The sequence below is a fragment of the Streptomyces sp. NPDC059477 genome (assembly GCF_042749375.1).
In the GTDB taxonomy this organism is placed as follows: domain Bacteria; phylum Actinomycetota; class Actinomycetes; order Streptomycetales; family Streptomycetaceae; genus Streptomyces.
Map to the genome: position 1 here is coordinate 1 of NZ_JBHYUG010000059.1, position 21679 is coordinate 21679.

The 21679-nt window shown below is 72.6% G+C and carries 15 protein-coding genes, 2 pseudogenes and 2 riboswitches; of the genes and pseudogenes, 11 read left to right on the plus strand and 6 right to left on the minus strand.

The annotated features are described in order from the left end of the window. Window positions 1-541: pseudogene (locus tag ACFXAZ_RS26150) on the minus strand (hypothetical protein); the annotation flags it as partial. Between the two features lie 502 nt (window positions 542-1043). Between ACFXAZ_RS26150 and ACFXAZ_RS26155 the strand changes: the two are divergent. From ACFXAZ_RS26155 to ACFXAZ_RS26205, 11 genes are all read left to right on the plus strand, one after another. Next, window positions 1044-1547 carry a hypothetical protein gene (locus ACFXAZ_RS26155; RefSeq protein WP_384596075.1) on the plus strand — a complete coding sequence of 168 codons (504 nt, stop codon included), beginning with the start codon at window positions 1044-1046 and terminating at the stop codon, window positions 1545-1547. 77 nt (window positions 1548-1624) lie between these two features. After that, a complete protein-coding gene (locus tag ACFXAZ_RS26160; protein WP_384595970.1) occupies window positions 1625-3844 on the plus strand; it encodes a S1 family peptidase in 2220 nt (739 codons plus the stop codon). 127 nt (window positions 3845-3971) lie between these two features. After that, window positions 3972-5372, plus strand: a complete 1401-nt coding sequence (locus ACFXAZ_RS26165) for a hypothetical protein (RefSeq protein ID WP_384595973.1) — start codon at window positions 3972-3974, stop codon at window positions 5370-5372. A gap of 29 nt (window positions 5373-5401) precedes the next feature. Beyond that, window positions 5402-5908: a DUF6461 domain-containing protein gene (locus ACFXAZ_RS26170; protein ID WP_384595976.1), complete on the plus strand. Its 507-nt coding sequence runs from the start codon at window positions 5402-5404 to the stop codon at window positions 5906-5908. A 548-nt stretch (window positions 5909-6456) separates the two neighbouring features. After that, entirely contained in the window at window positions 6457-7644 is a 1188-nt protein-coding gene (locus ACFXAZ_RS26175; protein WP_384596078.1) for an ATP-binding protein, read from the plus strand. Continuing rightward, window positions 7641-8483, plus strand: a complete 843-nt coding sequence (locus ACFXAZ_RS26180) for a roadblock/LC7 domain-containing protein (RefSeq protein WP_384595979.1) — start codon at window positions 7641-7643, stop codon at window positions 8481-8483. Before ACFXAZ_RS26175 ends, ACFXAZ_RS26180 begins: the two co-directional genes overlap by 4 nt. After that, window positions 8476-8859, plus strand: coding sequence for a DUF742 domain-containing protein (locus ACFXAZ_RS26185; protein ID WP_384595982.1), 384 nt, complete (start codon window positions 8476-8478; stop codon window positions 8857-8859). The genes ACFXAZ_RS26180 and ACFXAZ_RS26185 overlap by 8 nt, the downstream gene beginning before the upstream one ends. Window positions 8860-8868: 9 nt before the next feature. Then, the gene (locus ACFXAZ_RS26190) at window positions 8869-9429 is read left to right on the plus strand and encodes an ATP/GTP-binding protein (RefSeq protein WP_384596081.1); all 561 of its coding nucleotides are present in this window, start codon (window positions 8869-8871) and stop codon (window positions 9427-9429) included. Window positions 9430-9438: 9 nt separating this feature from the next. After that, window positions 9439-10797 carry a cytochrome P450 gene (locus ACFXAZ_RS26195; protein ID WP_384595986.1) on the plus strand — a complete coding sequence of 453 codons (1359 nt, stop codon included), beginning with the start codon at window positions 9439-9441 and terminating at the stop codon, window positions 10795-10797. A gap of 56 nt (window positions 10798-10853) precedes the next feature. Further along, window positions 10854-12143 carry a cytochrome P450 gene (locus ACFXAZ_RS26200; RefSeq protein ID WP_384595989.1) on the plus strand — a complete coding sequence of 430 codons (1290 nt, stop codon included), beginning with the start codon at window positions 10854-10856 and terminating at the stop codon, window positions 12141-12143. After that, window positions 12140-12937: an enoyl-CoA hydratase/isomerase family protein gene (locus tag ACFXAZ_RS26205; RefSeq protein WP_384595992.1), complete on the plus strand. Its 798-nt coding sequence runs from the start codon at window positions 12140-12142 to the stop codon at window positions 12935-12937. The genes ACFXAZ_RS26200 and ACFXAZ_RS26205 overlap by 4 nt, the downstream gene beginning before the upstream one ends. Before the next feature lie 88 nt (window positions 12938-13025). On the opposite strand, the gene ACFXAZ_RS26210 is transcribed toward ACFXAZ_RS26205, so the two are convergent. From ACFXAZ_RS26210 to ACFXAZ_RS26230, 5 genes and pseudogenes are all read right to left on the minus strand, one after another. After that, window positions 13026-13796 (minus strand): ECF transporter S component, encoded by a 771-nt coding sequence (locus tag ACFXAZ_RS26210; RefSeq protein WP_384596084.1) that lies wholly within the window; start codon window positions 13794-13796, stop codon window positions 13026-13028. Window positions 13797-13978: 182 nt separating this feature from the next. Further along, a complete protein-coding gene (locus ACFXAZ_RS26215; RefSeq protein ID WP_384595995.1) occupies window positions 13979-15646 on the minus strand; it encodes an ABC transporter ATP-binding protein in 1668 nt (555 codons plus the stop codon). A 476-nt stretch (window positions 15647-16122) separates the two neighbouring features. Then, window positions 16123-17169: pseudogene (locus ACFXAZ_RS26220) on the minus strand (energy-coupling factor transporter transmembrane component T); the annotation flags it as partial. Between the two features lie 140 nt (window positions 17170-17309). Next, window positions 17310-18281, minus strand: coding sequence for a hypothetical protein (locus ACFXAZ_RS26225; RefSeq protein ID WP_384595998.1), 972 nt, complete (start codon window positions 18279-18281; stop codon window positions 17310-17312). After that, entirely contained in the window at window positions 18278-21013 is a 2736-nt protein-coding gene (locus tag ACFXAZ_RS26230) for a prenyltransferase/squalene oxidase repeat-containing protein (protein WP_384596001.1), read from the minus strand. The genes ACFXAZ_RS26225 and ACFXAZ_RS26230 overlap by 4 nt, the downstream gene beginning before the upstream one ends. A gap of 213 nt (window positions 21014-21226) precedes the next feature. Continuing rightward, window positions 21227-21297: riboswitch (cobalamin riboswitch) on the minus strand. Between the two features lie 230 nt (window positions 21298-21527). Further along, a riboswitch (cobalamin riboswitch) is annotated at window positions 21528-21603 on the plus strand. Window positions 21604-21679 lie beyond the last annotated feature (76 nt).

Below are 21679 nucleotides of genomic sequence, written 5' to 3' on the forward strand. Positions count from 1 at the left end.
TGACCGGCAACCCAAAGCACCGGAACCCGCTCATCCGCCCTCCACCGGCCGTCTGGGCGCGCTCCCCACCCGTACGACCGGCCGCCCCTCGCCGTGGGGGGCCCGGGCCGCCCCGCCCCCCCCGCCGGGGGGGCGCGTCCCCGTGGGCGTGGAACGGGGCGTTGGCGTTGCCCCCGCCGCGGGGGGCGGCGACGGCCTCGCGGCGCAGGCCCTTGCCGGAGCGGGCGAGGTAGCTCACGATCGCGACCCGGTTGTCCTCCACGACCACCTTGGGCAGCGTCTCGCCGAGGAAGGCCCGGATCTGGGTGTCGGTGCCGTACAGCGCGTCGGCCGCCGCGGCCTTGGTTGCCCTGCCGCCGGTCAGCCATGCCTTGACCACCTTGGCCCGGTCGGTGTCCGGCAGGGCGAGCGGGTCGAGCGGCGGGTCCTGCGCGGTGGCGGCGCGGGCCATGGGGGCGAGGGTCAGGGGGGTGGCCGCGACGGCCGCAGTGGCGGCCAGGGTGGCGATGAGCCGTCTCCGACTCCAGAAAATCGTCTGCATAAGGGATTTACCTCATGGTCGGTCGGACGAGCAGGGGCTAGCAATGGACAGGACCCATAAGAACGTGCGTTCAGCAGGAAATCAATCGTCGCGCAAACGATTCGGACCGTCGGAAAATGGGTGTTTCTCCGGGAATCTCCGCACGGAATCATCGCCCCCCGAAGGAAACGTGTGACTCGTCACATTGCCCTGCAACTGGCCTGTTTCTCATGGCAGTTAAGGTCTGGACAGCAGTAGGTGATCAGTGATGGCATGGTCGGGCCGACGAGTGCACGAGGCGCGATCCGGGGTGTCTGTCCCCGCCAGCGGAATTCACGGACCGGTTCCGCACATCCGGGTCCGCCACCCGCGTAACGGCCATCGATTTGATTACACAAGGCTCCGCTTCGGGCACCATGCACGGCAGGAATCATTCGAATTGAGGAGTGTGAGAGGTGTGAGGGAAATACCCGCTGTTCTCGCGGCACGTCCGCGCCGGAGAAGATGGATCGGACGCGCACTGATGGCGGCGGGCGCCAGTGCGCTGGCGTGGACCGCCGTGCTGACCGCAGGCGCCCCTGGCGACTCCCCGGGCGCGACCGTCGCGGGGGACTCCCCCGGCGCGGCCGTGAACGTCGCGGAGGAGGCGCCGGGTTATGCGGTCGAGGACTTCGCCTATCCGGGGGCGGACACGATCCTCGCCGAGCAGAACATCCTCCTCCAGCGCGGCGACGGCCACATCACGCTCGCCGACTGCGCGGGCGGCACCGGTCTCATCCAGATCCTGGCCCGGGAGCACGCCGACCCGATCTGCTTCCGGGTGATCGGCAACGAGGGCTGGCTGACCCTGGAGATCCCCTCGGTCTATGCCGTCAGGGGCAACGACTACGACACCCAGGTCGACATGACGGTGGGTGCCGAGGAGAAGTCCTACGACATCGGCAACAACACCTGGACCGCCGTCGGCGAGAGCGCGGACGAGCAGGGCCGTGAGCATCTGCTCGTGGAGATCAGGAGCACCAAGTAGGCCCGCGCAGGGCCGCGGGAACGTTGTCACCCGGACTCCGGCGAACAGCCGGTCGAGACTCCAACGGGGAGCCCCCTTTGACCCGACACTCCAGACCCGTCCTCACGGCCGCTGCCCTGGCCACCGCCCTCCTGACCGGATCCCTCGCGCTCGCGGCCCCGTCCGCCACCGCCGTGACCGGCCCCGCGTCCGGCGCCTCCGACACCACCCACGCGTACACCGCCCGGATCGTCGTCGGCGCGCACGACCGGGGCTGCTCGGGCGTCCTGGTCGCCCCCGAGTGGGTGCTGACCGCCGCCAGTTGCTTCGCCGCCGACCCGGCTGTGAGCCTCGTGGTGCCCGCGGGCAAGCCCGCCCTGCGCACCACGGCCACCATCGGCCGCACCGACCTCACGACCACGCAGGGCGCGGTCCGTGACATCGTCGAACTGGTCCCCCGCGCCGACCGCGACGCGGTCCTTGCCCGGCTGAGCCGACCGGTCACCGATGTCACCCCGATCGCCCTGTCCGGCGCCGCGCCCACCACCGGTGAGCAGCTGACGCTCGCCGGGTACGGCCGCAGCGCGACCGAGTGGGCGCCGCTGACCCTGCGCACCGGCACGTTCACGGTGGACGCGGCCACCGCCACCACCGCCACGGTCACCGGTCAGGACGGCGTCGCCGCGTGCATGGGCGACACCGGTGGCCCGCTGGTGCGTACCGTGGGCGACACCCGTCAGCTCGCGGCCCTGGTCAGCCAGTCCTACCAGGGCGGCTGCTTCGGCATCGACGCGACCGAGACCCGTACGGCCGGTGTCACCACCCGGGTCGACGACCTGGCGTCCTGGGTGAGTACGGCGGTCGCCGCCCCGCGCGTCACGGACTTCAACTGCGACGGCACCGCGGACGTGGCCGTCGCCGACCCCGCGGCCACCGTGGGCGGCGACGCCGGAGCCGGTCTGGTCCGGGTGGTGTACGGCGGCGGCAAGGGCACCGCCGAACTGAACCAGGACCTGGACTGGGTGCCGGGCGGCGCCGAGGCGGGCGACGGGTTCGGTACGGCCCTGGCGACCGTCGACCACGATCAGGACGGCTGCACGGACGTGGTGGTCGGCACGCCGGGCGACGACCTGGGCACCGCCACCGACGCCGGGATGGTCGACATCCTCTACGGAGCGCCCGGGGGCCTGGGAACCGGCGCCACGAAGGCCGCCCACTTCGAGCAGGGGTCGGGAACCGGCAGCCTGGCCGCTTCCGCCTCCGAGACCGGCGACCGGATGGGCCACGCCCTGGCCGCCGGGACCACCGCCGCCGGTGAGCCGTTCGTGGCGATGGGGGTGCCGGGCGAGTCCCTGGGCACCGTCGCCAGGGCGGGCGGGGTGTTCTATCTGCACGGCGGCACCAACATCGCCGTCAACCAGGAGGCCACCGGCGTCTCCGGCGCCGCCGAGACCGACGACGCGTTCGGCAGCTCGCTCGCGGCCGACGGCCTGCACCTGGCTGTCGGCGTCCCCGGTGAGACGGTCGGGACGGACGCGGACGCCGGCATGGTGTCGGTCTTCTCCCACCAGCTCAACGCGGAGGGGCGGCCCACCCCCCGGTTCGGGATGGAGCAGGACCTGGACGCCGTCTCCGGCGCGGCCGAGGCCGGTGACCTGTTCGGCCAGTCGCTGGCCATGGTCGCCCACCGGCCCTCGGCGACGGCGGCCACGGAGTCGATTCTCGCGGTCGGCTCGCCCGGCGAGACCCTGGCCGTCGACGCCGTGGACAAGGCCGAGACCGGCTGGGTGCTGACCTTCCGGATCACCGCGGCGGGCACCTTCAGCCAGCTCGACAGCTACTCCTCGGGCACCGGCGACGACGACGTGTCCGGCACCTCCGAGGCCGGTGACCACTTCGGGCAGTATCTGACCGCCGTGAACACCGCGCCGGGCGCGGTGAGCACCCCGGCGACGCTGCGGCTGGCCGTCGGCATCCCGGGCGAGGCCATCGGCACCACGGCGGGCGCGGGCGCGATCAGCACCTTCTCCCTGCTGGACCCGGTGCCGGGCGCCAGCGACCGGTGGCTGGAGGCGGGTGACGGGGACGGCGTCCCGGGTGTCCCGGGCGCCAACCAGCGGCTGGGCAGCAGCATCCACTACACCGGCACGCACCTGTACGTGGGGATGCCCGACGGCCCGAGCGCCACAGGCGCCCTGCACGCCCTCCCGCTGTCCAACACGGTCGCGGGCGGCACGGTGGCCCCGGTGACCACGTACCAGCCTGGCCAGGGCGGGCTGCCCGCCACCGGGGACCGATTCGGCCACGCGGCCCGGTAATCCCTCCTTCCGTCCGGCCCCGGGAGGGCCCCGGCCGGGCCGGCCGCGCGTCCCGTGTCGCGGCCGGCCCGGTCTCGTGCCCGTGCGCCGGTTCGCACCAGCCGATCACTGAGCGAAGGAGCATCACGTGTCTCACCACACCTGGCGAAGACTCGTCGTCGCGATGTCCGCGGCGACCGCCCTGTGCCTCACCGTCGCCGGCGGCCCCGCCGCCGCGTCGGTGCCGGGCGGCGACGCCCGCCCCGCAGAGCAGGCCGCCCGCCCGCTGCCCGTGCCGCCTCCCGGCAACGACGGCGTGGGCCAGGCCGCGTTGCAGGTCACCGAGGACTGCGCACCCGCCTCGGCACAGGTGCGCGCCACTGTGAAGTCGGCGGCCACGGAGTGCATCACGGTGACGGAGGAACCCGTCCCGGACCGCACCCGGGTCACCACCACCGAGGTACAGACCACCGCGCTCGCCGACGGCACCGCGGCGGCGGAAGATCCCGGGACATACGACCCCGGGGTCTGGGACCCGGACCCCGCGGAGCCCCCCGTTGCCGCGTCGTGCGCCATCAACCAGGAGGAATCGTCCTATGTCTGGACCCGGACGGGCGGCCTGTGCGGCAAGATCCAGGTGACGTACACGCTCTACGACACGAACGGGCGGCCCGTCGGCACCGGTCTCATCGACGTCTCGACGCACCTGCGGACGGCGTGGGACAGCACCAAGCTGGGGGAGGAGATCCAGGCCACGGTCACCGATATGTCCGGCCAGGTCACGGCGTTGAACATCAGATTCCGGACCGACTGCACCAGCTCCTGCCTCCCCACCCTGACCGCCCCCTGGTACGGGAACACCGCACTCGCCAAGGGCCAGTCGAAGTCCGGAGAGGTCACCTACAGCGTCAACATCCCCACCGGGGCGACCCGGTCCGAATTCCGGACGGGCTACACGATGTACGTCACCACGGCGGGCGCCACACCCCTGGACGCCTCCGCGACCTGGTCGTCCCCCGAGGATGTGCCGATCAGGTGCGACTCGGAGATGCCGACCACCTCCGGCTGCGTCATCCCCGAACCGGACGACACGGACGCGCCGATCCTGGAGTACTCGCTGTCCAGCGCGAACCACGGTCAGGCGTCCGCGACCTATGAGCTGGGCCTGAGAATGCGCGGCAGCAGTCTGTTCCACGGCGAGAACAAGTCCAATGCCGACGCGAACCGGACCAACACCTGCGGTTCCGCCAAATTCACCAACCTCTTTCCCGGCGCGACCGGCGCGGACTCCTGCGACGAGTTCCCGTTCGCCGGAACGCAGGAGGGGGGAACCGATGGTCTGCTGTGTGCCGAGATCACCCCGACTCTGGTGAACGGCCACTGGACGACCCCGGCCACCGACCCGAACAAGCCGGTCACCAATCAGCCCTGCATCCAGTCCCATATGCCCTTGTACAACAACAAGTCCGCAGGTGGCGTCTACGGCAACTTCAAGAAGTTCAACCGCATCATCCAGGGCGATGCCTTCTGGATGGCCATCGTTCCCTGACCAAGGGCGCGGGAAAGCAGGAAAGCAGAATGGGAGAGTTGCGCACCGTGCCGTCCTTCGACTGGGTCCGCGGCGAATCGTGGAACGTCACCTTCACCCGCGGCATCACCCCCGACGACGTACTCAGCCGCTACGGCGCGGTCCCGCGAGACGCCCGGGTGATGCCCTTGCGGGAGGCGCTCCGCCTCGGTCACGACAGTTACGGGGCCGGAACCCCGAAGTCGGTGCTGCGGGTCGGCATGGTGGGCGACTGGTCGTTCTGCTACGAGGAGTGGGGCGTCCTGGGCTGCGCGCCCCGGGTGCTGTCGGCGCTCTCCCGGGACGGCGAGACCTTCGCCGTGCACACCGACGCGAACGCCCTGGACGCTTTCGCGCACTGGCGCGACGGCCGGTGCGCCGAGAGCGTCGAACTGGACGCGGCCAGGGCGATCCGGAGGGTCGGCGACCGCACGGGCGCCGTCCCGGACGACGCCATGGTTGGCGGACCTCTGCCGACCGTGCTGCTGGCGGAGCCCCGTACGGAGCGGAAGCCGTAGGGACGGCCTGTATATAGGGGAGACCCGTGCACCAGAGGGACTCCCGTACACCCGTGGGGGCAGCGTTGCGTCGCTGCCCCCACACGCCTTCCCAATCTGTGATATGCGTCACCCCCTCCCCCCGGCCGCCCCGCCCCGCTCCCCCACCGGCCCCACCCCCACCACCCGCCCTGCCCGCTCCGGCCCGCGGCACCCCCAGCAGGTCAGCGCGTCGATGGGGGGCGATGTGTGTGTCCGGTGGGATTTATGGGGGGTTCTGACGGGCCGCCAAGGGTCCGTCAAAAGGGTGGTGAAGAGGCTGTGTTGATATGAGGTTTAGACCTCGAACAGAGACTCTGGGGAGCACTTGTGCGGTGGTAGAGTTCCGGCGTCCGCGACCTTGATCCACTCGGGTCAGGCGCCATTTTGAAGTCGGCCGGCTTGCCGTGCAGAGCGGCCACCTGTGGCCACGCAGTTCCTGGGGGATGGCTGCGGATCATCGCGAGGTGAGTCGGGCCTATGTCTGCTGCCACGCGCCGGGAAAGGTTTCCATGATTCGAGACGTGCTCATATGGTGCCTGGCTGCGGTTGCGGCGATAGCCGTGGCCGCAGTCGTCGTACTGGTGGTACGCAACAGAGCGCTGGGAGTGAAGAGGGGGCAGCTGGAGGGCGCGCTGACCCAGCTTCACGGGGAGTCCGAGGCCGAGGCGCACAAGCTGCGGGCCGAGGTGTACAAGCTCCGGCAGGAGCAGGACGACGTCATCCGCGAGGCCGAGCGGTCCGCCGAGGACCGTACCAAGGCGGTGCTCAAGGGCGCGGCCCGTTTCCTTCAGAGCCTCGCCGCCGAGCAGACGACCGTGCTCGATGACATCCAGCGCAAGTACGGCGGGCACTCGGTGCTGACCGACCTGCTGGATGTGCACCACGCCAACGCGCAGATGGCCCGCAAGGCCCAGGGCATCGCCGTGATGTGCGGGGCGCCCATCGGGCGCCGGCCCCGGCCCGCGAGTGTGTACGACGTGGTACGCAGCGCGCAGGGGCAGATCCGCAACTTCCAGCGGGTCGAGATCATGCAGCACAGCGGGATCGCGCTGAAGGCCGCCGCGGTCGCGCCGGTCGCGCTCACCGTCGCCGAACTGCTCGACAACGCGGCGAGCTTCTCGCAGCAGGACGCGCCGATCGAGGTGACGTTCCAGCGGGTGCAGAACAGTGTGTGCATCGTGATCGACGACGCCGGTGTCGGTATGAACGACGAGGACCGGCAGATGGCCTCCGCGCTGCTCGCGGGTGCCGACATGCCCCGGCTCTCGCAGCTCGGCAACCAGCCCAAGTTCGGCTTCCCCGTGATCGGGCTGCTCGCCCGACAGCACGGATTCAATGTCGATGTCACCGGTGTCTCCCGGTACGGCGGTGTCCGGGCCGTCGTCCGCCTGCCCGAGGAGCTGTGGACCATGGAGGAGACAGTCCCGCCGGCCGGCCACAGCGACAACTTCGGCGAGGCCCCCGTCAGCAGCATCCGGCCGCACGCGGACGGTGTGCCGCGGATCGGCGGGCGTACCGCCCACGGGCTGCCCAAGCGGGGGGCGCGCAAGGCGCCGATCGCCGGGTTCGGCGGCGGCGACACCGACAACGGTGGTGGCGAGCCGCAGGCGCCGCGGCGCGGGCTGTCCGGCCGCGGTCTGGGTGCGCTTCAGCGCGGCACGATGTCCGGCCGCGACCTTTCCGCTCCATCGCCCGAAGGGTCCGAAGACGTATGACCACTGACCTGTCGTGGATGGTCAAGGACATCGTGGACAACGTGCCGCGGGCGCGGCACGCCGTGGTGCTCTCGGCCGACGGTCTTCCGCGGGGAGCCACCGACGGGCTGACCGAGCGCGATGTGCGGGCCGTGTCCGCGGCCATGGCCGGGATGCAGTCGCTCAGCCGGGCGGTGGCCGGCTTCGCCGGTCCCTCGGACCAGGTGCGCTGGAACCAGACCATCGTGGAGTTCGCGCATGGCTGGATCTTTTTGATCGCGGCCGGTGACGGGGCCTATCTCGCCGCCGCCGCCGAGCCCGATGTCGACATCGAGCAGATCTCGTACCGGATGAACCGGCTGGTCGCGCGGCTCGGGGACAGTCTCACCTCGGCGCCTCGGGTCAATCCCGGGGAGCTGGGGCAGGGGGACGGCACCGACGCGGCGTTCCGGGAGGGCGCCGGTGGTCCGGCGTTCGTGATTCCGGAGCTGGACAAGGCGATCGCCGAGGTGCGGGGCGCGCGGCACGCCGTACTGCTGGGGATCAACGGGCTGCCCCGGGGCGCGTCCTCGGGGATGGGCAAGGACCTCGCCGACCGGATCGCGGCGGCGATGATGGGCCTGCACGCCTACAGCCGGGCCACCTCGCCGTTCACGGGCGGCCGGGAGGAGCCCGAGTGGCGGCAGACGATCATCGAGTTCCAGCACGGCTGGGTCTTTCTGATCGCGGCGGGAGCCGGGGCCTATCTGGCCGCCGCCGCCGAGCACGACTGCGATATCGAGGAGTTCACCACCCGTCTTCAGGATGTGGTGCCCGCGCTGAGCGGGACGCCGCGGGGAGGGCCGTTCAGCGATGCATGACGATCCGGACCAGGAAATCGAGCTGACGTCCGATTTGGTCCCACTGTTCGTGATCACCCAGGGACGGTCCCTGCCGCCGGAGCACGAGTACTCGCACACCACGCTCGTGACCGCGAAGGAAGGGGCACCGGCCGCGGCCCGCACGCTCTCCCCGGAGGCTCGGCTGGTCATGGACCTGGTCGCCAACGGGTTCCTGTCGGTCGCCGAGGTGTCCGGGCACACCCGGCTGCCGCTGGGGATCGTACGGATCCTGCTGGCCCAGATGGACGACAGCGGCCTCATCGTCGTCCGGCCGCCCATACCGCGGGCCGAGCGACCCGACCGCGAACTGCTCAGCGCTGTCATCAGCGGACTCCAGACGAAATTCGGAGCCTGACCCGTGTCCGTGTATCTGGAACCAGATGTCTCCCACGCCGTGAAGATCCTGATCGTGGGTCACTTCGGCGTGGGCAAGACCACCTGCATCGGCAGCATCTCCGAGATCCCGCCGTTGCAGACCGAGGAAGAGATCACCGAGGCCAGTGTCGGCGTCGACGACCTGTCGGGCACGCCGGACAAGAAGACCACCACCGTGGCGATGGACTTCGGCCGGCTGACCCTGAGCGACCAGCTGGTCCTCTATCTCTTCGGCACGCCGGGACAAGAGCGCTTCAAGGAGATGTGGGAGGAGTTGTCGCGGGGGGCCCTCGGCGCCCTGGTGCTGGTCGACCCGGAGCGGCTGGACGAGAGCTTCGCGGTGCTGGACCTGGTCGAGCAGTTCGGGCTGACGTACGCCATCGGCGTCAACCAGTTCGACGGCACCCCCGACTACCCGTACGAGGAAGTGCGCGAGGCACTGAACCTCTCCCGTGAGACCCCCATCGTGCACTGCGACGTGCGCGATGAGCAGTCGTCGGCCCAGGCGCTCATCGCGCTGGTGAAACACCTCATGTCCATCCTCGGCTAGGAGCCAGGCATGCAGCACCACCACGACATACCGCCCGGTTGCCCCGCGCACGCGACCCACCGGCTGTACGGCCCGGAGTTCGGTGCCGACCCGGAGGGGCACTACGCCCATCTGCGCTCGCTCGGCCCGAGCGCCCAGGTCGACATCGCCCCGGACGTCCAGGTCGAGCTGGTCACCGGGTACGACGACGCGCTGTCCATCCTCCAGCACCCGGAGCTGTTCGTCCGGGACTCGCGACGCTGGACCGCGCTGCGGGAGGGCCGGGTGCCGCAGGACAGCCCGGCGCTGCCGATGATGGGCTACCGGCCCAACGCCCTGTTCGCGGACGGGGCGGCGCACGCCCGGCTGCGGCAGGCGGTGACCGACTCGCTGGCCACCGTCAACGAACTCCAGCTGGCCCGGCAGGTGCAGCAGTCCGCCGACTATCTGATCAGCGTGTTCAGCTCGCGTGGGCAGGCCGAGCTGATGGCGGACTACGCGCAGCCGCTGCCGCTGCTGGTGTTCAGCGATCTGTTCGGCTGCACCCGGGAGATCGGTGACCGGGTGATCGTCGGCACCTCCGGGATCTTCGAGGGGACCCCGGGCGCCGATGAGGTGCTGGGCGGTGCGCTCGCCGAGCTGATCGCGCTCAAGCGGCGGCACCCGGGTCCGGACCTGACGACCCGGCTGATGCTGCACCCGGCGGGGCTGTCCGACGAGGAGGTGCTGCACCAGCTGGTGACCCTGCTGTCGGGCGGCACCGCCCCGACGTCGGCGACCATCGGGACCAGCACCGCGCTGTATCTCGGCGAGGAGTGGCAGGTCGGGCTGCCGGTGGAGGACGCGGTCGCCAAGACGCTGTGGAACTACGCGCCGATCGCGAACTACGCGGCCCACTACCCGGTCCAGGACGTGGAGCTGGGCGGGCGGATCCTGCGGGAGAACGACCCGGTGCTGGTCTCCTTCGCGGCGGCCAACACCGACCCCAAGCTGAGCGAGCACCGTGAGCAGCTCAGCGGGAAGGCGCATCTGGCGTTCGGCGCCGGGCCGCACGCGTGCCCGGCCAAGGACCCGGCGTTCATGATCGCGGTGAAGGCGGTGGAGACCCTCTCCAACCGGCTGCCCGATGTCGAGATGCGGGTCGCGTTCAAGGAGCTGGCCTGGGTGCCGGCGCCGTGGAGCCGCTCGCTGGTGACGCTTCCGGTGCGGTTCAGCCCGCGCACGCTCCAGTCGGCGGCGCGGTCCGCGGCGCGGCCGGCGACGGGTTCGGCGCCGCAGTCGGCGCAGTCGGGGGACTTCCGTTCGGCGCCCGCGGCCCCGCGTCAGGGTGCCGCGCAGTCCAAGCAGGGCATGTTCAGCCGCTTCCTCGCGTGGACCAGGGGAGAGTGACGCAGGTAACCATATAAACGCACCGTGTTATTGGATGCTTCAAACAGCGCCCGGGTATGGATGACGGCTGTGCTCAGAAAGGGGCCGTCATCGTGAGGACCGTCACGACTCCGTCGTCCGATCGCAGAGCCACCGTCTCCCTCTTCACCCGACTACGTTCGGCACAGGGCCAGGAGGATCCCTTCCCTATATATGCCGAACTGCGTTCGATGGGAGCAGTCGCGCCCGCACCCTGGGGCGGACTACTGGTGACCAGTTTCGATCTGTGCGACCAGATATTGCGCAGCCCCGCCTGGCTGGAGCCCGACAAGCGCTGGCGGGAGAAACAGGGGCCGCGCACCCGTTGGAGCGCGCCTTCGTCGCGTGAGATCAGCAGTACTCTGCCCGCACTCAACCCTCCGGACCACACCCGGGTCCGCCAGGCCGCCGGAACCTTTGACCGGGGCACGATCCAGGGGCTGGGCCCGATGGTCGCCGAGGTGACCGACCGGCTCCTGGATTCCCTGGTGGAGCGGCTGCGCGACGGCGGCGAGGCCGACTTCGCCGCCCTCGTCGGGGAGGAACTCCCCGTCGCCACCATCGGGAACTGGCTCGCGCTGCCCGAGGCCGACTGGCCCCGGCTGCGCGAGCTGACCCATGACCAGGTCTATACCCAGGAACTGCTGCCCACGGCGAGCCAGCTGGCCCGGTCCGACGCGGCGATGGCCGAGCTGCGGACCTATTTCCTGGACCTGGTCCGCGAACGCCGCACCCGACTCGGGGACGACCCCGTGTCCCGGTGGATCGCCAAATGGGACGCCATGGAGCCCGACCAGGAGAAGGCCGATGAAGGGGTCTACTTCCTGGCCCTGTTCATGCTGCTGGCCGCTCTGGAGACCACCGCCACCCTTTTGTCGACCATGACCCTGCGGCTCGTCGAGGACCCCGGGCGGTGGGAGCGGCTCGCCGATGAACCCGATCTCGCGCCCGCGTTCATCGAGGAGAGCCTCCGCTACGACCCGCCCACCCATGTGATCAGCCGGGTCGCCGCCGATGACCGGGTCCTTGAGGGCCTGGAGGTGCACCGGGACCAGATGGTGCACCTGATGGTGGGCGCCGCCCACCACGACGCCGAACGGCACCCGGACCCCGAGCGGTTCGACTTCCACCGCAAGCCCGCCCATCTGGCGTTCAGCGCCGGTATCCACTACTGCCTCGGGGCGCCGCTCGCGCGTCTGGAGGCCGAGACCCTGCTCCGCCGGCTGGTCACCCGGCTGCCCCGCCTGACCCTGGTGCGCCGTCCGACGATGGCGCCGCGCCGCGTGGTGTTCAGGCGGCTGATGAATCTGGACGTCGCACTGGCATGAACTGGACACCAACGCTCACCGCACCACCCGGTACCGTGCCCGCCGCGCAACCGGTCGGCATCGAGGAGGACGGCCCCGTACTCCGGGTCCGGCTCAACCCGGCCGCCGGGACGGACGACTCCCTCGGCATCGCCGCGCTCGACGCCCTGACCGCGCTCCTCGACGGCCTGCACGAACGCCCGGACATCCGGGTGCTGGTGCTGTCGTCCTCGGGCGAGGACTTCTGTCTCGGCGCCGACCGGCACGAGTACGAGGGCGCCCTCGCCGGTGACCCCAGCGGGGCGGCGCTGCGGCGGGTCGCCGACAAGGCGCACCGGCTGTGCCAGGCCCTGGAGAACACCCACGTCGTCACCATCGCCCGGCTGCACGGCAAGGTGATCGGCGCCGGGCTGGCGCTCGCGTCGTACTGCGATCTGCGCGCGGGCGCGGACACCTGCCGGTTCCGGATGCCGGAGGTCGGCATCGGGCTGCCGCCGGCCTGGGGCGGGGCGATGGGCCGGCTGGTCGCGGAGGCGGGCGCGTCCCGTATCCGCGAACTCATGCTGACCTGCGACCCGTTCGACGCGGCCACGGCCGAACGGCTGGGCCTGCTCCACCGGGTGGCCCCGCTCGACCGCCTGGACGACACCGTCGCCGCCTGGACGAGACCGCTGCTCCGGCGCTCACCGGAGGCCCTGGTCCTCACCAAGCGCATGCTCACCGGCTTCGCCCGCGCCGCCCGCACGGCGGACGTGGGAATGCTCGACGCGCATCTGCTGACGTCGATCCTGGCACCGGGGCGGGGGGTGTCGTAGGGGTAGGCAAGGGAGGGCGCCGTCGGGTCGATGCCCGGCGGCGCCTTTGTCGCGTCCCGGGGGGGGGGGTCGGGGGCGTGACCCCGGGTCAGCCGGGATCGGAGCGAGCCGGTCGGGGCTTCGTGAACCGGACGGGCGCCCGGAAACGGGCCCTGCGGGCGGCGCGGCGGAAGGTCGTCAGGACCGCCGGGCCGGCCAGCAGGATCGCCACGAAGTTGGTGACCGCCCGGCCGGTGTCCCAGCCGAGGGACGTGGCGAGGTCGAAGGCGACGTACCGCTGCCACTGCTCGGTGAACGGCAGTCCGGGCAGATAGGCGATCGAGCTGGCCGGATCCACGGAGAACGGCCAGAAGGAGAGATTGAGCAGAAAGCCGTACAGATAGCCGGAGAGCGAGCCGTACACCGCGAGCATCGCCACCTCCGCGCGGCCCCTCGCCCGGGGCAGGAACCCGGCGAGCATCCCCACGAACGCGCAGCCGAACATCTGGTACGGCATCCAGGGCCCGACCCCGCCCGTGATCAGCGCGGACGCGAAGAGGGAGGTGCAGCCGAGGGTGAACCCGAAGCCGGGGCCGTAGACGCGTCCGGCGAGGACCAGCACGAAGAAGACGGTCTCGATGCCGGCCGTACCGGCGCCCAGGGGCCGCAGGGCGGCGTTCACGGCGGACAGCACACCCAGCATGGCCAGGGCCTTGGAGTCGATGCCGCCCTCGGCGATCTCGGAGAGGACCACGCACAGGACGAGGATCAGGAGCACGCCGAAGATCAGCGGGGGCGTGGAGTGCGAGCCGAAGGTGCCGGGGGCGACGACGAAGGGCCAGAAGAAGGCGACGACCCCCAGGAAGGCGGCGAGGGCCATGACGACACCGACGCGGGGGGTGAGGCGGATGGCGGGGTTGCGGGGGTGGTTCAGGGCGTGGCGCGGGGGGTTGTCCTTGGCGGAGGATGCGGGGTCGTCCCTGGCGGAGGACACGGCGTCGTCCTCGGCGGAGGACATGGCGTTGTCCTTGGCGGAGGACATGGCGTCGTCCTCGGCGGAGTTCATGGGCGGGCCTCCGTTTCGCGGGTCACCTGGGTGACCGTGAGGTACGGCAGGGGCGCCAGGATCTTCGCGGTCTGCGGGGCGAACACCGGGGAGGCGACGATGACCTCGGCCGTCGGGCCGTCGGCCACCATGTCCCCCTCGGCCAGCACCACCACCCGGTCGGCGGCGCGGGCCGCGAACTCCACGTCGTGGGTGGAGATCACCACCGAGGCGCCGTCCGCCGCGAGGGTGTCGACGATGCCGATGAGCGCGGACTTGGCCCGGTAGTCCAGACCCCGGGTCGGCTCGTCCAGGAGCAGGACCCGGGGCGCGGCGGAGAGCTGGATGGCGAGGACGAGGGAGAGCTTCTGGCCCTCCGAGAGATCGCGGGGGTGGACGGTGTCCGGGATGCCGGGCGCGAGGCGGTCGAGGATCTCGCGGGCGCGGCGGCCGGTGGAACCGGACTCCGCGTCGGCCTGGTCGAGTTCCTGCCGGACGCTCTCCAGGTAGAGGAGGTCGGCGGGGGTCTGCGGAACCAGTCCGACGAGGGTGCGGGCGCGGGCGGCGGGGACGGTGTGCGGATCGGCGGCCTCCGCCTTGCGGCCCTTGCCGCCCCTACCGTCCTTGCCTTCTTGGTCGTCGGTGACCTCGACACGGCCCGCGTCGCGCCGCCCCGAGCCCTGGAGCGCCCACAGCAGTGAGGACTTGCCGGAGCCGTTGCGGCCCATCAGGGCGGTGACCTCGCCCGCGGACAGGTCCAGGTCCACTTCACGGACGGCGGGGACACCCCGGTACGTGACGGTGACGCCGCGGGCCGTCAGCAGCCGGGGCCGGTCGGCGGGCGGGGCGGGGCGTACGGGGCCGGGGGTGCGGTCGGCCAGCCGCGACCGCAGGGGTGCCGCGGCGCGGCGGGCGTCGCGCACGGACAGGGGCAGCGGGGACCAGCCCGCCGCGCGGCCCAGTTCGACGATCGGCGGCGCGATGGCGGAGGTGCGCAGGATCTCGGGGGCGGGGCCGCTACGGATGTGGCCGTCGCCGGGGAGATGGATGACCCGGTCCGCGTACTGCACCACCCGCTCCAGCCGGTGCTCGGCCATCAGGACGGTGACACCGAGGTCGTGCACGAGCCGGGTGACGGCGGCCAGCACCTCCTCGGCGGCCGTCGGGTCCAGCGCGGAGGTGGGTTCGTCCAGGACCAGGACGCGGGGGTGGGCGGTGAGGACCGAGCCGATGGCCACGCGCTGCTGCTGGCCGCCGGAGAGTTCGTACAGGGCGCGGTGGCGCAGATCGGCGAGGCCCAGCAGATCGAGGGTCTCCTCGACCCGTTTGCGCATGACGGCCGGGGGGATCGCCAGTTGCTCCATCGCGTAGGCGAGTTCCTCCTCCACGGTGTCGGTGACGAAGCCGTCGGCCGGGTCCTGGCCGACCACGCCCACCACGTCGGCGAGTTCGCGCGGCGGGTGTTCAGCGGTGTCCCGGCCATCGACGGTGACCCTGCCGTGCAGGGTCCCGCCGGTGAAGTGCGGGACGAGCCCGTTGACCGCGCCGAGCAGGGTGGACTTGCCGGTCCCGGTGTGCCCGACGACCAGAGCGAGTTCGCCCTCCTCGACGGTGAGGTCCACGTCCCGCAGGGCGGGTTCGGGGGCACCGTCGTACTGGATGGTGACCTGATCGAAGATGATCACGGGCGATCGGCTTCCTGGGGGTTGCGGCGCGGGGGGTTGCCGGTCCGGGGGCGGGGGTGGCGGGCACTGGAGTCGGGGCCGCCCGGCATCGGACCACCCGGCATCGGACCACCCGGCATCGGACCACCCGGCATCGGGACCTCGCCCGTGGGGGCGTCGGTCCCGCGAGACCTGGGCTCATGGCCGTCGGACTCGTGGCCGTAGGGCTCATGGCCGTCGGACTCGTGGTCGCCGGGCTTCCGGTCACCGTCTCTCGGGTCGCCACCCCCGGGGGCAACGACCGGGTGGCCATCGGGCCCAGGTGCAGCGGGCCCAGGCGCAGCGGGCCGCGGGACACCGGCCTCCGGGTCGGCGGCCGGGCGGGCGTCGGCCCCGCGCCGCCCGGACCGCCGGCCTCCGGGCTTCGGGACACCGGCCCCACCAGCCCCGGGCCTGCGGTCACCGCCCCTCCCGTCCTCACCCCCGCCCACCGGCCCCGGCGGGGGCGCCGCGAAGCCCGCCGTGCCCGCGAGGAGGATCGCCAGGGTCGGGACGAGGGGGAGTTCGGGCCAGCTGAGGGGGTAGTACGTGGGGTTGAGCTGGGCGGGGTCGTAGCCGAGGCTGGTCAGGAGGAGGACGGCCGCCAGGATGCCGCTGGCCGCGACGGTCCACTCGGGGAGCCGCCAGGGGTCGGGGCGGTACGTGGTGCGGGTGACCCGGCGTCCGCCGAGCCGCAGGCCCGCCACGCACAGCAGCGCGCCCGCGCCCATCGCGGGCAGGCCCAGGAAGGCGGGCGCGGTCGCGTCCAGCAGCCCGTACGCCCCGGCGCACAGCCCGCACATGCCGAGCAACAGCAGCGCGCCGGTCAGCCGCCGGGAGCGGCGGGTCGCGGTGCCCGCCCGGCCGTAGCCGCGCGAGTCCATGGCGGCGGCCAGCCGCAGGGAGCGTTCCAGGGCGTCCTCCAGGACCGGCACGACGATGCCGCGCAGCGCCCGCAGCCCCTGTGTGCGTCCGGCGCGCAGCTTGCGGGCGCGGGCAACGCGCTGCACGCTCTGCACGAGTTGCGGCGCGACGCTGATGGCGACGGTGACGGCCACGCCGAGTTCGTACAGGGCGCCCGGCAGCACCCGCAGGGCCCGTTTGGGGTTGGCGAGGGTGTTGGCGGCGCCGATGCAGCACAGCATGCAGGCCAGCCGCAGCCCCTCGGTCGCCGCCGACAGCAGCGCCTCCAGGGAGACCGGGCCGCCGAGTTCGATGCCCGCGTACCAGTCGGGCGTGGGGATGCGCGGCAGGGCGAACAGGAAGTGGTCGGTGGGGTGGACGCCGGTCGCGAAGACCGCCCGGAAGACGACCCGGATCGCCACGACCGTGAGCGCGAGGTAGAGGTAGTACTTGAAGCCACGCGCCCAGGGCGCCTCGGTGCGCCGCGCGGAGACGACGTAGCCGAGGACGGCGAGGACCAGGAACAGCAGCAGCGGGTTGTTGGTGCGGCTGGCGGCGGTGGCCAGGGCGAGCGCCCAGATCCACCAGGCCACCGGGTGCAGGATGCGCGGCAGACGGCGCCCGCGCGGGTCCGGGAGGGCAGGGAGGGGACCGGACCCGGTCGCGGGCGCCGCCGGGTTCGTAGGGTTCGTGCTCTCGCCACCGTTCACACGGTTCGTACGGTTCGCACGGGGCACCGCGTTCACTCGGTACGGCGTCGGCGGCGGGCCGCGAACACCGCCGCGCCGCCGACCAGGGCGACCAGGGCGGCGCCGGTGAGCACCGGCGTGAGCGAGCCGGTGTCGTGCGGGGCGTCGGCCGCCGGGGCGGCGTCGACCACGGTGGGACTGGGGCTGGGGGGCGGGGCCGCCACGGCGGGCGGGGTGGTCGCCGGGCTGGTGGAGGCGGTGGGGGTGGGTGACGGGGGTGGTGAGGTGCTCTTCTCCGGCTTCTTCGGGGTGGGTTCCGGCATCGTCGGGGTGGATTCCGGCTTTGTCGGGCTGGGCTTCGGGGGCGCTGTGGTGCGCTGCTCGGGTGCCGGGCCGGTGTCCGCGTCCGGGGGCAGTGGGGGTGCCTTGTCGTCGGCGGCGGGCGGGGCCGCGTTCCCCTGCGGGCTGGTGTTCTTGGCGCGCAGTTGGTCGGGGGTGACGGTCGGGCGGCCCTCGGTGCCCTCGATGTCGGTGCCGCCGAAGACCCACAGGTCGACACTCCCCGGCTTGGGTTCGTAGAGCATGGCGCCGAGTTGGCTGTAGCTCCAGTCGCGCTGCCCCGGGTCGGCGTGCCAGTAGGACCAGTACGCGGAGGCGGGCGGGGTCAGGACGCAGTCGTCCTCGGCGGCGGTCGGGAACTGCTTGCCGTTCTGGTAGCCGCTGTAGCCGATCCGGCAGATGAACGCCGGGCCGTCGTGACCGGTGCCGGTGGTGCGCCAGCCGCCCTGGTTGAGCAGCTCGTAGCCGGTGGTCGGGGTGGTCCCGCAGGAGCGCAGGACGGGGCCGCCCCAGTCGCTGAAGTCGACGGCCAGGACCGCGCCGGAGGTGGTGGTGCACTGGCCCATCGGCTGCGGGTCCGCTGCCGCGGGGGTGGTGGTGGCGGTCAGCGCGGCGGCGGTGAGGGCGGCGGCACCGAGCAGCCGGAGTCGTGGTCGTGGTTGACGTGGGCCTCGGCGTCGGCTCATCGGACACCCCCGGTCCCGGGCCCGGTCCCGGTCCGTCGCCGGGCCACGATCACGACCCGCCAGCCCGCCAGCACCAGCAGCGCGGCGGTCAGCGCCAGCGCCGTGGCCTGTACGCCGGTGGAGGCGAGGCCCCCGCCGCCCCCGCCGCTGCCGCCGTCGGCGCCGAGGCCGCCGCCCCCCGACTCACCCGGCGTGACGATGTCCGGGGTGGTGCCGCCGCTCGGGCTCGGCGTCGGCGTGGGCTGCGGGGAGGTGCCGTCGAGGCTGCGCTCCAGGTGGGCGAAGGAGATCCCGGTCGAGCCGCCCACCGCCTGGGTGGAGGCACGCAGATCGGAGCCGCGCTGGCCCTCCTCGGCCACGTTGAACCCGCCGTCGGCGTTCTGCTGCGAGGCCAGGAACTTCCGCGCGTCGGCGATCTCGTCGGCGTACTTCCCGGCGTCCAGCGACAGGCCCTGGATCGCGAGGGCCGCCGAGTTGACGGAATTGCCGACCGCGCCGGGGAAGCCGCCGTCGTCGTACTGCTGGTCCGCGATCCACTCCAGCGCCCGGTCCACGGCCTCGTCGTCGCCCGCGAGGTCCAGGGTCATGGCGGCCATCGCGGTGGAGTCGACGTCGGAGTCACCGGTGGCGGGGATCAGGCTGGGCCAGGCGCCGCTGTCCTGCTGGAGCCCGGCCAGGTAGGCGAGGGGCCCGGCGGCGGCCTCCTCCTCCCCGGCGCGCAGCTGGGCGATGACGCCGAGAGACTGGGCGAAGACCGAGGGGGCGTAGGTGTAGTTGCCCGGGGCGGCGCAGGAGCGGTCGGGCGCGGTGCTGGCCTTCGTGCAGACGGCGGCGTCCAGGGCGGCGATCAGGTCCTCGCCCGCGAAGTCGCGCGGGTCACGGCCGACGGCCTCGGCGAGCAGCGCGGTCTTGCCGATGGAACCTCCGGCGGCGTACGCGGTGCCGATGCCCATGTAGTCGGTGATGGTGCGGCCCTCGCCGTCGGTGCCCGCGTGGTCGAGGAAGTCGACGACGCCGCGCAGCTTGGCGTTGTTCAGGCCGGTCGCGGCGAGCGCGTAGGCGCCGTCGATGGTCAGCCCGAAGTCGGCGCGGGTGGAACCGGGGCCCGCGGTGTAGTACCGGCCCTGCTGGAGGTTGGCGGCGCTGGTGAGGTAGGCGACGCCCTTGGCCAGGTCCGGCCCGTCGCCCGGCGCGGGCGGGGTCGGCGAGGCGGGCGGGGTCGGCGAGGCCGGTGGGTCGCTGGTGGGCGGGCCGGTGGGCTCCGGCTCCCTGATGGTCAGCTCGGCCAGGCTGGTGCCGGTGCCGGTCAGCACGGCGAGCGAGGTCGGGTAGAGCTGCGGGTCGGTGAGGCCCTCCTCGAAGCCGAAGCCGCCGCTCTCGGTCTGCTCGCGCGACAGCCAGCCCACGGCCGCGTCGGCCCGCCCGGTCTCGCCGAGCACCCGCAGCGCCTGCGCGGCGTACGCGGTGCCGATCACTCCGGCGCTCGGGGAGCCGGTGTAGGCGGGGAAGGCGCCGTCCGCGCGCTGGTTCTCCGTCAGATACGCGAGGGCCCGGGCGACCTCGGCTTCGTGCCCGCCCGCCGTGTGCAGGGCGAGGGCGGCCAGGCCGGTGGTGCCGGCGTCGCCGTCGCAGTACTCCCCGGGGCGGATCAGGACGCTGGTGATGCCGCCGTCCCGGCACTGGAGCTGGGCGAGCCGGTCGACGGTGGCGGCGGGCGGGGTCTCGTCGGCGCGCAGCAGGGCGAGTACGGCGAGGGCCTGGCCGTCGGTGTAGGTGGCGTCCTTGAAGTCGCCCTTGGCGGTGCAGCCGGGGGTGGGGCCGGACTCGGGGCCCGCCGGGCAGACGTTCGCGACGAGGTCGCCGACGAGGTCGTGGCCGCCGAAGTCGTGGGGGTCGCGCTCGGTGATCGCGGCGAGCAGGGCGAGGCGGGCGGCGGCGGTGGCGTCGGGGGCCTGGTCGGCGCCGCCCGGGTAGGCGTGGCCGGTGGCGGTCGCTTCGAGGAAGTCGGTGACCTTGCCGAGGGGGTCGGAGTCGCCCTCGGCGGCGGCGAGGCCGTAGGCGGTCTGGACGGTGAGGAAGTAATTGGCGTCCGTGGCCCCCTCGTCCACGATCCGCTCGCCGTCGGTGAGGCGGCTCCTGAGCCAGGCGGCGGCGCCGTCGGTGTCGATGTCGCCGGGGGCGCCGGTGGGGCCGGTGGTCGGACCGGGGGTGGTGCCGCCTTCCGCGCGGACGTCGTCGGGGCTGAAGGCGGGGCGGCCGGTGCTGCCGCCGACGTCCGTGCCGCCGTACACCCAGGCGTCCACGTCACCGTCGGCGAGCCGACGGTCCATGGCGCCGTACTGGCTGTAGGACCAGTCGTCGTCACCGGGTTTCGCGACCCAGTACGACCAGTAGGCGGTGGCGGGCGGGGTCAGGACGCAGGACTCGCGGTCCGGGGTGGGGTACTGGGTGCCGGAGCCGACCGAGCCGTGGCCGATGCGGCAGATGAAGGCGGGCCCGTCGTGGTCGGTCCCGGCGGTGCTGAACCCGCCCTCGTGGAGCAGCTCGTAGCCGGTGGTGGGGGTGGTGTCGCAGCCGCGTTGCACCGGGCCGCCGAAGGGCCCGAAGTCGACGGCGACGATGGCGCCCTTCGTGGCGGTGCAGTCGTCGAGGGGGTCGGCGATCGCCGGGGAGGAGACGGTGAGGAAGCTCACGCAGGCGGCGAGGAGCGCCAGCACCGCCGTCGTGGCCACCGTCCGGGGCCGGGGCCCGGGTCTGCCACCCGCCCGTCGCTCAGTTCGCTCTCCGGTCCGCACCGCGGCCCCCTCAGTCCCTAGCCATTGCTGTCCGGCACGGACGGGAACGTGGGGAGAGCCCGCACGGCACACGGGGTCGCACCCGTGCCCGGGGAACTGGTCGCACCACGCCGTAGTCCGCGACGGCGTCTGTCGCTCGATCACGCCCCAGGCATTCCGGCTCGCCCGGCGCGAGCCGGGCCTACGGTTGCGGGTCAGCGCCGGAATTCGACCGGCTTCCCCTGGAACTTGTTGCGTATCAGCCGGATTTGAACACGCATCGCACAGAGCGTCAAGGCACCGTGAGGGCGTCGGCAGGGCGCTGACCGGGCTCCGCCAGGGCATTCCCGGCGTTCACGCCAGGGCATTCCCGGCGTTCAGGCACGGGGGACACCGAGGGTTCTGGCACGGGGTGACATAGGCCCTATGGCCAGGGCCGCCCCCCTCGGGTACCGTCCCGCTCTGCCGCGTGGGGGAACCCGGTGCGAATCCGGGGCTGACGCGCAGCGGTGTGGGACGGCGGGAGGCCGTTCCGAGCCCGAATGCCCGGCGGCGATCCATCTCTGGCAGCCCGTTCACGCGTCCCGGACGGCGGCCCGCCCCGCGCTGCCGCGGGCCCGGCCG

Excerpts from the sequence above, each read along its gene's own strand:
- ACFXAZ_RS26210 (WP_384596084.1), bottom strand. The coding sequence starts at position 13,796 with ATGGCCCTCGCCGCCTTCCTGGGGGTCGTCGCCTTCTTCTGGCCCTTC.
- ACFXAZ_RS26225 (WP_384595998.1), bottom strand. The coding sequence starts at position 18,281 with ATGAGCCGACGCCGAGGCCCACGTCAACCACGACCACGACTCCGGCTG.
- ACFXAZ_RS26180 (WP_384595979.1), top strand. The coding sequence starts at position 7,641 with ATGACCACTGACCTGTCGTGGATGGTCAAGGACATCGTGGACAACGTG.
- ACFXAZ_RS26205 (WP_384595992.1), top strand. The coding sequence starts at position 12,140 with ATGAACTGGACACCAACGCTCACCGCACCACCCGGTACCGTGCCCGCC.
- ACFXAZ_RS26170 (WP_384595976.1), top strand. The coding sequence starts at position 5,402 with ATGGGAGAGTTGCGCACCGTGCCGTCCTTCGACTGGGTCCGCGGCGAA.
- ACFXAZ_RS26185 (WP_384595982.1), top strand. The coding sequence starts at position 8,476 with ATGCATGACGATCCGGACCAGGAAATCGAGCTGACGTCCGATTTGGTC.
- ACFXAZ_RS26155 (WP_384596075.1), top strand. The coding sequence starts at position 1,044 with ATGGCGGCGGGCGCCAGTGCGCTGGCGTGGACCGCCGTGCTGACCGCA.
- ACFXAZ_RS26200 (WP_384595989.1), top strand. The coding sequence starts at position 10,854 with ATGGATGACGGCTGTGCTCAGAAAGGGGCCGTCATCGTGAGGACCGTC.
- ACFXAZ_RS26195 (WP_384595986.1), top strand. The coding sequence starts at position 9,439 with ATGCAGCACCACCACGACATACCGCCCGGTTGCCCCGCGCACGCGACC.